The following is an 11,660-nucleotide window of genomic DNA, read 5'->3' on the forward strand; positions in this document are numbered from 1 at the left end:
CTCTGCCGGGCATAAGACAGACCAGCAGTGTGGCGTTTTTTGCCGCGCAGCTGGGTTGGCTTATGACCCAAAGAGCTGGGCGCTGGAGTCTGGACATTGAAAGAACAGCTGGAAAATTATATTTCTCTAAGTAAAGAAGCCGGACAGCGTAAAAGCTGTCCGGCTTTATTCATGGTTTATTTAGGTGGAGAAATCAGCTTATGCTGGAAGGCATAAATGACTGCTTGCGTCCGGTCATGGACTTCCAACTTGGCCAGGATGTTGCTGACATGGGTTTTGACGGTTTTGAGGGCGATGAATAATTGATCCGCTATTTCCTGATTGGTCAAGCCGCCTGCAAGCAGCAGAAGGATTTCCATTTCCCGTTCGGTCAAGTCATCGTGAAGGACGCGTTCATGGCGCATCTGTTTCATCATTTTGCTCATCACTTCCGGTTCGAGAACCGGTGTGCCGTTCATCGTTTCGCGAATGGAGTCGGCAATTCGTGAAGCTTTGGAAGTTTTTAATATGTAGCTGACGGCTCCCGCTTGAAGAGCCGGGTAAACTTTATCGTCGTCGAGGAAACTGGTGACGATCATGATCTTTGCTTCTGGCCATTGGTCGACAATGGCTTTTGTCGCTTCCGCACCATTCATGATGGGCATCACCATGTCCATCAAAATCAAGTCTGGGCGCAGCTCCAATGCCATTTCAACCGCTTCCTGGCCATTCGATGCTTCGCCGGCTACTTCCATATCCTTCTGGGATTGGAGATAAGCTGAGACACCGATGCGGACCATTTCGTGATCATCCACTAATAAGATGCGAATCATGGGCTTTCTTCCTTTCAATCGGAACTTTTACTTCCACAATCGTACCTTCGGAAGGGACGGAAACAATTTTGCTGGTCGCGCCGATTTCGATGGCGCGTTCTTCAATATGTTTCAACCCGTAAGAAGTTGATTTGGATTGTTCGCTTTCAAAACCGACGCCATTGTCCTGAATGCGCAAAATCGCAAAATTATCGCGCTCAATAAAAAGAATATGGACTTCGGTCGCTTTGGAATGGCGCAGTGTGTTCGATAAAGTTTCCTGTGCAATGCGGAACAGGTGGTCTTCTGCGCCTTTTTGTAGAGGTACTTCTTCCAGTTTGTGCTCGATTGTAAAATAAACTTTTTCCTTTAATTCACTGACCAGTTCAAACAGACCCTGGCGCAGACTCTTGTCATGCAGGGCGGCAGGACGCAAATGCAAAAGCAGTGCACGCATTTCAAGTTGTGCCTGCTGGACCATCTTCTCCGTCTGCAATAGGCCGGGCTGTACATCTTCGTTTTCAGTCATGGAAGACAGCAGCATGGAAGCGGCAAATAACTGCTGCGATACGGAATCATGCAATTCCCTGGCGAGCCGCTGGCGTTCCATGATCAGGCGTTCCTGTATGATTTGATCCTGTGTTTCAGCCCGTTCATTGGCGATGCGTGTCAGGCTTTTCCGTTGTGATTCCAACAGTTTCTGCAGCTTCAAGATGGATCTGGATAAATTGCGCGGCAGGGTTTTCATTTGAGCTGCCTGAACGACTGTCTTGTCTTCATTGCGCAGAAGGGCTTGGAAAATTTCTTCAATCTCCTGAACTTTTGCCCGTGATAAGGACTCGGTCCACCACGAGATGCCGACAGACAACGCCAGCATCAAGACAAGCAGCCAAATGCCCAAAGGCAAACCAGCGATAAAATCTTCCCACAAGACGGACCAGCTGTTGACCGTTGGCAGTCCGAGCAATGCAAAAAGGATGCTGAAGACGATCAATGCGAATAACAATATGAAAAACAGGCTACGGGGCAGAATCTGTTTCATCTGCGGATCACCTCGACATCTCCCATCCATGTAGTGACGGAAATGATCAATTCGACTTTACTGCCCTCATCTGCGGGATAGCCGTCTTCCGCGTGGATTGTGCCATTCACAATCCGTTGTTTGTTTCCAGTGAAAAACCGGGCTTCTCCCAGGAGTGTCGAATAGAAGACGCGTACAGGAACTTCATAAGGCACGACAACCTGGACTTTCCCGAATCCTTGGCGAATGGAAACTAATGAGGTCTTTTTCGGCAATACGGTATGGGTGGTATCGACCAGGATATCGCCGATAAAGCCTTGTACATGAATATCTTTCCATTCATAGGACTCGATCGGTGTGCTTTGGGCGGACATGACTTTGTTTTGGATTAATCCTTTATCAGTAGAACCGTAAAGAGGCGCGGTCTGCAGCCACTCTTCGCCTTTCCATAAACGAAGCAGGAGGTAGATGGCCAGTCCGAAAACCATCAGCCGCAAACTCCACATCGACAGGATGGAAACCCCGATGAGAAAAGCACCTGTCCAAAAATAAGAACGGCGGTATTTCACGTTATTTCGCAACGCATAATAGATGGTTCCGATACCAAGAAGAATCAAAAACACACTGCCGTTTCCAAAGAAGGCAGCTTCTACGAATATCAATAATAAAGCGCTCAACAGAAAAAACGCTTGCCTGTTTGTTGAAAAATGCTGCATAGCTTTTGCCTCCTTCTTTGTATCAGAAAAAATGAGAAGAAGAAAAGCTTCTTCTCATTTCAGTTTAAACAATTTCTTTGTGGTTTGCGCTATTTTTTTCTAAAGATTCAAGACGGCGTTCCATTGCTGAACGTTCGTGGCGTTCTTCAACTTTAGCGCCCAGCGTTGTGATATAGGAAGCCATGTCGTCGAATGAACCGATGCGTTCGGCGACGAGCTCAGGACTCAGTACTTTATCCATCTGATGATGGGCACGTGTTGCATTTTCCTTGCCCATCAATTGCAGCTGTTTCACTTTCATGTCTTTCACTTTATGCTTCATTTCCTCGTAACGGTGTTCAAGGCCAGTGAGTTCAGCGATGTTTTCATCCAGGTTTTGCTGCAAAGTCTTGACGCGGTCGCTGTAAGCCTGCACTTCCATTGCGGCAAAATCAGCAAGGTCGGATTCGCCGGAAGCTTGCGCCAATTCCAATTGGTTTTGGCGTTTGTCGAGCATAGCAGATGCCTCAGCCAGTTCTTTCTCCAGTTTACCATTGAGTTGGGACTGGCGCTCTACCCATTTCCCTGTAGCCGTTGTCTGATTTTCAGCTTCTGTGATGTAGCGGTTCAATAATGCGAGCGGATTCTTTTCCTCTTTCTTTGCAACGACCGCATCCAGGTCAGTTGCGACGGCAAATTTGAAACGTTCCCATAAAGTTGTCATATTCGTTTCCTCCTTATTTGTTTAATTTATTCCATTGATGTTCAAAGTTCGTAAATGGATCGCTTTCTTTCACAGCTTCAAGTGAAACGCTTTGGCCATTCCATTGGCGGTAGATCATCCACAAGCCAGCAAGTGCAGCGGCGCCGATCAATGCAGGCACATTCGATATGGCTGCAAGTCCGCCGATGACACCAACAAATGCCCACCAGAATTTCGCCAATGCCGTGGTGCTTCTTAAGTAATAATGCACCCCCGCATAGACAATCACTAACGATACTGCCAGTCCGATCATTGGGCCCAGGTTGGAAAGTGCGACGATTCCGGCAATGATGCCGAGGGTAATTAACCAAAATTTGTTCATCTTTTTTCCTCCTCTCAATTTCTAACCTAATCATACTAAGCATGCGCATTTTCCAATACGGTCTCTGACTGCATCTTTTACTAGGACCTGAGGCGTAGAAGCGTCTAAGTACCGCAAATTGGGAGGTGAAGTGCTATACTATTTTCTACTCCAATAAAACATTAACCATTTCAAATGGGATCTATTTTATAAGAAGAAAGAGGCGGTCCTCTATGAAAATACTGGCGGGCATCGGTGGTGCCTTATTGGTTTATACATCACTCATTGCGTATCTTGGCTGGGCGGTCTATAGTTGGCTGGCCAGTTTTTGGGAAGGGGCGAATCCATGGGTTTTTGCGGTTCTGTGGCTGGTTGTTGCCTATAGTTACATCATTGGGCGAATCGGCCACAAGTGGTTGGGTTTCACGATTCTGGGTTCCTATTGGTTCGCATTTTTACAGTATGCGATCCTGGTGATTCCGGTTGCGAATGTCCTCGTACTGGCAGTTGAGTTTATGGACGATGTGTTCATTATCGGCAGTGCTGCTGCGATAATATTGCTGGTGATATTTATTGTGGGCACTTATTTGGCTTATAGTCCGGTCGTCCGGAACCTGGAAATCACAGTAGATGGAAAAGAAGCCGATCCTTTGCATATGGTCATCGGCTCCGATTTTCATCTGGGGGTTTTATCAGGGAAAAGCCATTTGCAGCGTTTCGTGGACAAGACCAATGCGCTCGATCCGGATGTAGTGTTTTTAGCTGGTGATCTCGTGGACGATGATCCTGTCTGGTTTGCCCGCTATGGCATGGGCGAGGTAATGGCGCAATTGCATCCTTCACTTGGTGTTTACGGAGTATTGGGGAACCACGAATACTACGGCAAAAAAATTCCTTTGCTGGTAAGGCTGATGGAAAAATCGGGAGTAAATATATTAAGAGATGAAACTATTCTTGTGGGAAATCGTTTCTATTTGACGGGGCGTGAAGACCGGACGAACGGCAAGCGCCATCCGCTGGCTCAGCTGAAGCCGGAAAAAGGCGGAATGCCGTGGATCATCATGGACCATACACCTTCTGATCTGAAAAAACCGGTGGAACTGGATGCCGATTTCCATATGTCAGGCCATACCCACAAAGGACAGATGTGGCCCAATCATTTATTGACAAGAAGGATTTTTGAATTGGATTACGGGTATCGGTTAATAAAGAAGACGCATTTCGTGGTATCTTCGGGTTTCGGCTTTTGGGGACCGCCTTTGCGTATTGGAAGCCGCTCAGAACTATGGTCGGTGAAAATGAATTTCCGGCCTTCTTCGTAAAAAGGAGTGTTTAGATGGAAGATTGGATTACATCAGTCATGTCGGATTATGGCTATTTCGGCATCTTTCTGCTGATTATGCTGGAGAATGTTTTTCCGCCGATACCGTCAGAAGTGATTTTGACGGTCGGTGGATTTATGACCACAACGACAACGATGACTATACCGGGAGTGATCATGGCCTCGACTGCCGGATCGGTTGTGGGTGCAGTTGCTTTATACGGTGTCGGTTTGTTGCTGGACGTGGAGCGATTGGAAAAAATCATTGATAAGTACGGCAATTGGTTGCGTGTGAAGAAGTCTGATATACATAAAGCAGATGCCTGGTTCGACCGCTTTGGAATATGGACAGTGTTTTTCGGACGGTTAATTCCTTTAGTGCGCAGTCTCATTTCAATTCCTGCAGGGATGTCGAATATGAAATTTTGGCTATTCTTAACTTTTACGACTCTTGGCACCTTGATCTGGAATACGGTATTGGTGTTTGTCGGAGAAGCAGTAGGCGATAATAGAGAGCAAATCATGCATCAATTGGAACTCTACTCCAACGTAGTCTATGTTTTGATAGCATTATGCGGTATCGCGGCTATTTGGTATTATTTTAAGAAGATTAGAGCACGCAACTAACAGGAAACTGCTGGCAATTGCCCGCAGTTTTTTAAATTGCTATAATCAGGGCATAGCAGAGAATGGGGGATTTCTATGAAGCCGATTGTATTCATCACACAAAAACTGCCGGATAAGGCAGTAGCTGGATTAAAGGAACAATATGAAGTCCGGATGTGGCCGGAAGAAGACACCCACGCACCACGCGAAAAATTGCTTGAAGAAGCGAAAGAAGCGCATGCGCTTTGGACGATGCTGTCCGACCAAATCGATAATGAAGTATTTGAAGCAGCACCTAACTTGAAAATTGTCAGCAATCTGGCAGTTGGCTACAACAATATTGACTTGGGGGCAGCCCGCAAACATGGTGTGACCGTCACCAACACACCTGATGTCTTGACGGAAGCTACTGCAGACCTGACCTTTGCTTTACTCCTGGCAACAGCCCGCAGAATCATTGAAGCGGAAAAGACGGTTCGCTCAGGTGAATGGAAATCCTGGACTCCAATGGGGATGACGGGACAGAATGTTGGCGGGGCAACGCTTGGAATCATTGGCATGGGACGTATCGGCGAAGCGGTGGCTCGCCGTGCGCAAGGATTTGGCATGGACGTCCTGTATCATAACCGGACGCGTCGAAGCTTGGAAGATGTGCGTTATGCCGGATTCGAGGAATTGCTGAAGGTTTCGGATTATGTGGTCATCTTGACGCCGCTGACACCGGAAACCGAAGGGATGATCGGAGCAGCCGAATTGGAATTGATGAAAGACACTGCTTGCCTCATCAACGTTGCCAGAGGCGGCATCGTCGATGAAATGGCTTTATACGAAGCTTTAAAAGACAACAAAATTTGGGGCGCCGGGCTCGATGTCTTTGAGCAGGAACCAGTTCCGCTCGATCATCCGCTGCTGACATTGCCGAATGTTACGGTATTGCCGCATATCGGCAGTGCAACGATTCAGACCCGTCTGGAGATGATGGCGTTGAATGCAGAAGCAATCAGCGCTTGTCTGGAAAGCCGGTCGGTGAAAAACAGAGTCTGCTGAATAAATTTAAAGAAAAAGACAGCTGCCGTTCAGCTGTCTTTTTTGAAGTTAAGAATGGAGTGCGGGATTTCTTCCAACGAGCCGAAGTTGAACTTTGCCGTTATTTATTGTAAAATGGTTGAGGTTTTCACTGCCTTTTCGGCACAGAAACAAATTGAGGAAATAGGAGGTATGATTCATGCAAAATCATACACACAATGTCTTACTTTATTACCTATATACACCGATTGAAGATCCGGAGGCTTTTGCGGTTGAGCATTTGGCGGCCTGTAAAGAGCTTGAGCTGAAAGGGCGTATCCTTGTTTCTGAAGAAGGAATCAATGGTACATGTTCAGGAACTATTGAACAAACTGAGGCTTATATGGAAATGGTGAAAAGCGATCCGCGCTTCTCAGACATCGTTTTCAAAATTGACGCTGCTGAAGGCCATGCATTCAAAAAAATGCATGTTCGTGCGAAAAAAGAAATCGTTCACCTTGGACTTGAAGAAGATATCAACCCGAATGAACTGACAGGCACTTACTTGGAGCCGGTTGAATTTTACAAGCAGATGCAGCAGCAGGACACTATCGTCTTGGATGCGCGCAATGATTACGAATACGATCTTGGGCATTTCCGCAACTCGGTCCGTCCGGATATTGAAAACTTCCGTGACCTTCCGGAATGGATCCGTGACAACAAAGAACAATTCGAAGGCAAGAAAATTTTGACGTATTGTACAGGCGGCATCCGCTGTGAAAAATTCTCAGGCTGGCTGAAAAAAGAAGGCTTTGAAGATGTTGCTCAATTACATGGCGGTATTGTCACTTACGGCAAAGATCCTGAAGTGAAAGGCGACCTGTGGGACGGACAATTATACGTCTTTGATGAGCGTATCGCTGTGCCGGTCAACCAAATTGAACACACGATTGTTGGAAAAGACCATTTTACTGGTGAACCTTGCGAACGCTATGTAAACTGCGCGAATCCTGAATGCAACGCGAAAATTCTGGCTTCTGAAGAAAACGAACATAAATACATGCGTTCATGTTCAGATGAATGCCGCGAACACCCGCGCAACCGTTATGCTTTTGAACACGGATTGAACGGGGAACAAGTACAGGCGCGTCTTGATGCGTTGAAAGAAACAACTAACGTTTAATGGAATCTAAAAAAGCTGCCGAATCGGCAGCTTTTTTGTTTTGGATTCCGTTTATTTTTCTACTTCTTCCTGGCAGTCAAAGCAGACCAATTCTCCGTCTACATAAACTCCATCGAGAAATCCATCACGGCAATAGACGTCTTTACCACAATTGCTGCAGGGCCCGATGAGTTCACGCATCCTGTAAACCTTCAGCATAGACATACATGGCTTCTTTGAGGTACTTAGCCAATCCTTCACCGTGCTGATCGATATTATTGGCGAACCGGCTATCGGATGCATACAAGTCACCCAGGCCTCGGAACATTTTCGGTGAACAATCATAGAAGCGGTTCAAAAGCGTGTAGTAAGCTTTCATCTCCGTTTGGACAGGAGCAGCCTGTGGAGGCAAATGCATCAAACTGGCAACCGTATTGTAAATGCGGTCCCCTTCACGGTTGATTTCGTCCAAGTCCTCTTCTTCTTTTTCCACCTTCACGGGTTCGCTGTAAGCTGCTGCAGGTTCTTCATGCAAAGCCGTTTCAACTGGAGCGACCGCAACGGCAACCGCGGAGTCCTCTTTGTCATAACTCGGTACAGCCTGATAAGTTTCTAGCGGTGGTTCAGTCTGCTCGAAGACAGGAACGTCCACGTCAGTCTTTTGGTATTTCTTGAGCAGGTCTTCCTGCTTTTGGCTTGAGAAAGCCGAGAAACGTTCTGCATCTGGCAAGCTCTGCAGCCCCTGCAGTTCCAGGTGGGTCTGTTGTGCATTTTCAATCAGATTTTCAATGCGCTGTTTCTTTTGTTCAAGCAATTCAATGTGCTGGGACAATGCATATTCCTGGTCAAAGCCATCAGCCACAAGTTCCTGGATTTTCTTCAGCGAAAAATCCAATTCTTTTAAGAATAAAATCTGTTGAAGCAATTTTAAATCTTTGCCATTGTAGTAGCGGTAACGGTTGGTGCCGATATTAGACGGTTTCAATAAACCGATGCTGTCGTAGTGATGGAGGGTCCGAACACTGACGCCCGCTATTTTTGCCACTTCTTGTACTTTGTACAATCTAATCACCTCTCTCTTTAAAATACACTATAACGCACCGTCAGTGTCAATAGTTTCGAGAAAAAGATGCTGAAATGTATTATTTCTGCTTTAAAACTGTGTAATTTAGAAAATAATAAAAACAGACATTTCAGAAACTTCCTAGGATTTTCTAGTTATCTATGGAATAATGAAAATGAAAGCGTTCTCAAAAGTCGAGTGATGAAAGGGGCAATGATGATGAAATTGACCAATTTCGTGAACGGCCAATGGCAACAGGCAGAGCAGGCAAAATTCAGGCCAGTTTTGAATCCGGCAAATGGAGAAGAGCTGGCTCAAGTAAGAATGTCCACTGCAGAGGATGTCGACTTGGCAGTACAAGCGGCTCTAAAAGCGCAGAAAAAATGGGCAAATGTGCCAGCTCCCAAACGTGCAGCTTATTTATATGAAATCGGGCGGCTGATGAAAGAACGAAAAGAGCAGCTGGCTCAAGTATTGACGAAAGAAATGGGGAAAGTCATCGAAGAAGGGCGCGGTGAAGTGCAGGAAGGAATTGATATGGCTTATTACATGGCTGGGGAAGGCAGGCGGTTATTTGGTGAAACGACACCATCAGAACTGGCGGATAAATTTGCCATGAGCATCCGTTCGCCAATCGGCGTTGTAGGATTGATCACGCCTTGGAATTTCCCAGTGGCGATTGCCACATGGAAGTCGTTTCCGGCTATTGTGGCAGGCAATACATTCGTTTGGAAACCGGCCACCGAAACGCCAATGATGGCTTACGAAATGGCGAAAATATTCGAAGAAGCCGGGCTTCCGGAAGGAGTCGCCAATATTGTCTTCGGATCGGGCCAAGAAGTCGGGACAGCTCTTATTGAGCATCAAGGCGTTCGCGTCATTTCATTTACAGGATCTACAGAAACCGGGCGCAAAGTGGCAGAGGCAGGTGGCCGCAACCTGAAGAAAGTATCGCTTGAAATGGGAGGCAAGAACGCTGTAATCGTCATGGAAGATGCCGATCTGGACTTGGCGGTGGAAGGGATTCTGTGGAGTGCATTCGGAACCGCCGGCCAGCGCTGTACGGCATGCAGCCGGGTGATTGTTCATGCAGGCGTTAAAGAAGAGCTGCAGAAGCGTCTGCTGTCCAAGATGGAAGCGCTGACGATTGGAGATGGAATGGACGAGTCCGTCAAAGTGGGGCCGGTCATCAATCGCCAGGCACTTGAAAAAATCCATTCCTATATTGAAGTCGGCCGTCAGGAAGGAGCTACACTGCTGGTGGGCGGCGAGATCCTGACTGGGGGCATCTATTATAAAGGGAACTATTACGCTCCGACATTGTTTACAGATGTTAAGCCGGATATGCGCATTGCACAGGAAGAAATTTTCGGGCCCGTCGTGTCAATAATTGAAGTATCAAGTTTCGAAGAGGCGATCGATGTCAACAATGGCGTGATTTATGGGTTATCCAGTTCCATTTACACCGCTGATGTGAATCGGGCATTCAAAGCGCAGCGTGATTTGGATACTGGAATCGTTTATATCAATGCTGGTACGACAGGAGCGGAAATCCACTTGCCGTTCGGCGGGACAAAAGGAACAGGCAACGGGCACCGCGATTCGGGAGTTGCTGCCTTAGATGTCTTTACTGAATGGAAAAGTGTCTATATCGATTACAGCGGAAAATTGCAGCGTGCTCAGATTGATAATGACATTTAATGGCGAAAGGGGATGCGGGAGATGAAAATCGTCGTATTAGGCGCAGGATTGATGGGCAAACAAGCGGCTCGGGACCTGGTTGAAGAGGAAGCGGTGGAACGAGTCTTTTTAGCGGATCGCAACATCAGCCAGGCAAAATTGTTCTGTGAGCAGCTTGGCAGCGATAAACTGGAAGTACTGAAACTAGATGCTGCTGATGATGCTGCATTGGCAGAAACTATCAATAAAGGCGACATTGTCATCAATGCGCTATTTTATACTTTCAATGAAAAAGTGGCGGCCACCGCCCTTCAATACGGGGTTCACGTTGTCGATTTGGGTGGCCATATTGGAGGTGCTACAGATGCTGTCCTGGACATGCACGAAAAAGCCCAGCAACAAAGAGTCACGCTGATTCCTGATCTGGGCGTGGCTCCAGGAATGATCAACATCCTGACTGGCTATGGTGCGGGCAAACTGGACCAAGTATCAGATATACGGTTGTATGTCGGAGGCATCCCACTTCATCCAGAACCGCCTCTTGAGTATAATCATGTCTTTTCATTGGAAGGGGTCTTTGACCATTACACAGATAAATCCCATGTCATTCGCAGCGGCAAGCTGCTGGAAGTTGAATCATTATCCGAAATCGAACATGTCACTTTTAAGAATTTTGGTGAACTGGAGGCCTTCCATACTTCGGGCGGGACTTCGACTTTGACGGATACCTTCAGTGATGTCGATTCTTTGGAATACAAAACTTTGCGCTATAAGGGGCATGCCAAGAAATTTAAGCTATTGGTGGATCTCGGTTTTACCGATCGTAAAAAAACCGTGGAAGTGGATGGACGGGAAGTGAACCTTCGCGCTGTTCTAAAAGCGGTACTTGAACCGATAACCGCACTTGGAGACAAGCAGGATGCCGTCGTCTTGCGGGTGTTGGTATCAGGAGTGAAAGAAGGAGAGGAAATCACCTACGAATACAATATGGTGACCGTGAAAGACCCGAAGACAGGTGTAACGGCAATGGCCCGTGCGACTGCCTATACGATTTCAGTCGTTGCGCAGATGATCGGCAAGGGAATTATTGATAAGCGGGGCGCCTATCCGCCGGAAATGATTGTTCCGGGAGATGCATATATCCAGGAAATGGCCAAGCGCGGAGTGGACATCGAGGAGACAGTCCATCGTTCGGCTTTCCAAAGTTGATGAATTAAGTTCTGGCCGTTTTAAAAACGAACAGTGAAAAGGC

At 46.9% G+C, this 11,660-nt stretch carries 13 protein-coding genes; 6 read left to right on the forward strand and 7 right to left on the reverse strand.

Annotated elements, in window-relative coordinates:
• Nucleotides 1-176: 176 nt before the first annotated feature.
• The 5 genes from H9630_RS00005 to H9630_RS00025 all read right to left on the reverse strand — a co-directional run bounded on the left by H9630_RS00005 (nucleotide 177) and on the right by H9630_RS00025 (nucleotide 3,592).
• Complete coding sequence (locus H9630_RS00005) at nucleotides 177-812, reverse strand: response regulator transcription factor (protein ID WP_191713448.1); 636 nt, start codon at nucleotides 810-812, stop codon at nucleotides 177-179.
• Nucleotides 787-1,833 carry a sensor histidine kinase gene (locus H9630_RS00010; RefSeq protein ID WP_191713449.1) on the reverse strand — a complete coding sequence of 349 codons (1,047 nt, stop codon included), beginning with the start codon at nucleotides 1,831-1,833 and terminating at the stop codon, nucleotides 787-789. The genes H9630_RS00005 and H9630_RS00010 overlap by 26 nt, the downstream gene beginning before the upstream one ends.
• Nucleotides 1,830-2,528 (reverse strand): cell wall-active antibiotics response protein LiaF, encoded by a 699-nt coding sequence (gene liaF, locus H9630_RS00015; RefSeq protein WP_191713450.1) that lies wholly within the window; start codon nucleotides 2,526-2,528, stop codon nucleotides 1,830-1,832. Before liaF ends, H9630_RS00010 begins: the two co-directional genes overlap by 4 nt.
• A gap of 64 nt (nucleotides 2,529-2,592) precedes the next feature.
• The gene (locus tag H9630_RS00020; RefSeq protein WP_191713451.1) at nucleotides 2,593-3,231 is read right to left on the reverse strand and encodes a PspA/IM30 family protein; all 639 of its coding nucleotides are present in this window, start codon (nucleotides 3,229-3,231) and stop codon (nucleotides 2,593-2,595) included.
• Nucleotides 3,232-3,244: 13 nt separating this feature from the next.
• On the reverse strand, nucleotides 3,245-3,592 hold the full coding sequence (locus tag H9630_RS00025; RefSeq protein ID WP_191713452.1) for a lmo0954 family membrane protein: 348 nt from the start codon (nucleotides 3,590-3,592) through the stop codon (nucleotides 3,245-3,247).
• Between the two features lie 212 nt (nucleotides 3,593-3,804).
• Here H9630_RS00025 and H9630_RS00030 point away from each other — a divergent pair, with 212 nt between their 5' ends.
• From H9630_RS00030 to trhO, 4 genes are all read left to right on the forward strand, one after another.
• On the forward strand, nucleotides 3,805-4,893 hold the full coding sequence (locus H9630_RS00030) for a metallophosphoesterase (RefSeq protein ID WP_191713453.1): 1,089 nt from the start codon (nucleotides 3,805-3,807) through the stop codon (nucleotides 4,891-4,893).
• Nucleotides 4,894-4,907: 14 nt separating this feature from the next.
• A complete protein-coding gene (locus H9630_RS00035; RefSeq protein WP_191713454.1) occupies nucleotides 4,908-5,519 on the forward strand; it encodes a DedA family protein in 612 nt (203 codons plus the stop codon).
• A 75-nt stretch (nucleotides 5,520-5,594) separates the two neighbouring features.
• Nucleotides 5,595-6,545 (forward strand): 2-hydroxyacid dehydrogenase, encoded by a 951-nt coding sequence (locus H9630_RS00040; protein ID WP_191713455.1) that lies wholly within the window; start codon nucleotides 5,595-5,597, stop codon nucleotides 6,543-6,545.
• A gap of 178 nt (nucleotides 6,546-6,723) precedes the next feature.
• Entirely contained in the window at nucleotides 6,724-7,686 is a 963-nt protein-coding gene (gene trhO / locus H9630_RS00045) for an oxygen-dependent tRNA uridine(34) hydroxylase TrhO (RefSeq protein WP_191713456.1), read from the forward strand.
• 51 nt (nucleotides 7,687-7,737) lie between these two features.
• Here trhO and H9630_RS18845 read toward each other — a convergent pair whose 3' ends face one another.
• A complete protein-coding gene (locus tag H9630_RS18845; RefSeq protein WP_006829150.1) occupies nucleotides 7,738-7,866 on the reverse strand; it encodes a hypothetical protein in 129 nt (42 codons plus the stop codon).
• Nucleotides 7,859-8,728: a MerR family transcriptional regulator gene (locus H9630_RS00050; protein ID WP_191713457.1), complete on the reverse strand. Its 870-nt coding sequence runs from the start codon at nucleotides 8,726-8,728 to the stop codon at nucleotides 7,859-7,861. The genes H9630_RS18845 and H9630_RS00050 overlap by 8 nt, the downstream gene beginning before the upstream one ends.
• A gap of 219 nt (nucleotides 8,729-8,947) precedes the next feature.
• On the opposite strand from H9630_RS00050, the gene H9630_RS00055 reads away from it, so the two are divergent.
• Together H9630_RS00055 and H9630_RS00060 are read left to right on the forward strand one after the other, a co-directional pair.
• Nucleotides 8,948-10,429, forward strand: coding sequence for an aldehyde dehydrogenase family protein (locus H9630_RS00055; RefSeq protein WP_191713458.1), 1,482 nt, complete (start codon nucleotides 8,948-8,950; stop codon nucleotides 10,427-10,429).
• 21 nt (nucleotides 10,430-10,450) lie between these two features.
• The gene (locus H9630_RS00060; protein ID WP_191713459.1) at nucleotides 10,451-11,617 is read left to right on the forward strand and encodes a saccharopine dehydrogenase family protein; all 1,167 of its coding nucleotides are present in this window, start codon (nucleotides 10,451-10,453) and stop codon (nucleotides 11,615-11,617) included.
• The last annotated feature ends 43 nt before the right edge of the window (nucleotides 11,618-11,660 follow it).

The organism is Planococcus wigleyi (genome assembly GCF_014836985.1).
Taxonomy (GTDB): Bacteria; Bacillota; Bacilli; order Bacillales_A; family Planococcaceae; genus Planococcus; species Planococcus notacanthi.

Coding starts and splice junctions, on each gene's coding strand:
- trhO (WP_191713456.1), top strand. CDS start 6,724: ATGCAAAATCATACACACAATGTCTTACTTTATTACCTATATACACCG.
- H9630_RS00020 (WP_191713451.1), bottom strand. CDS start 3,231: ATGACAACTTTATGGGAACGTTTCAAATTTGCCGTCGCAACTGACCTG.
- H9630_RS00060 (WP_191713459.1), top strand. CDS start 10,451: ATGAAAATCGTCGTATTAGGCGCAGGATTGATGGGCAAACAAGCGGCT.
- H9630_RS00030 (WP_191713453.1), top strand. CDS start 3,805: ATGAAAATACTGGCGGGCATCGGTGGTGCCTTATTGGTTTATACATCA.
- H9630_RS00010 (WP_191713449.1), bottom strand. CDS start 1,833: ATGAAACAGATTCTGCCCCGTAGCCTGTTTTTCATATTGTTATTCGCA.
- liaF (WP_191713450.1), bottom strand. CDS start 2,528: ATGCAGCATTTTTCAACAAACAGGCAAGCGTTTTTTCTGTTGAGCGCT.
- H9630_RS00055 (WP_191713458.1), top strand. CDS start 8,948: ATGAAATTGACCAATTTCGTGAACGGCCAATGGCAACAGGCAGAGCAG.
- H9630_RS18845 (WP_006829150.1), bottom strand. CDS start 7,866: ATGCGTGAACTCATCGGGCCCTGCAGCAATTGTGGTAAAGACGTCTAT.
- H9630_RS00035 (WP_191713454.1), top strand. CDS start 4,908: ATGGAAGATTGGATTACATCAGTCATGTCGGATTATGGCTATTTCGGC.
- H9630_RS00005 (WP_191713448.1), bottom strand. CDS start 812: ATGATTCGCATCTTATTAGTGGATGATCACGAAATGGTCCGCATCGGT.
- H9630_RS00040 (WP_191713455.1), top strand. CDS start 5,595: ATGAAGCCGATTGTATTCATCACACAAAAACTGCCGGATAAGGCAGTA.
- H9630_RS00025 (WP_191713452.1), bottom strand. CDS start 3,592: ATGAACAAATTTTGGTTAATTACCCTCGGCATCATTGCCGGAATCGTC.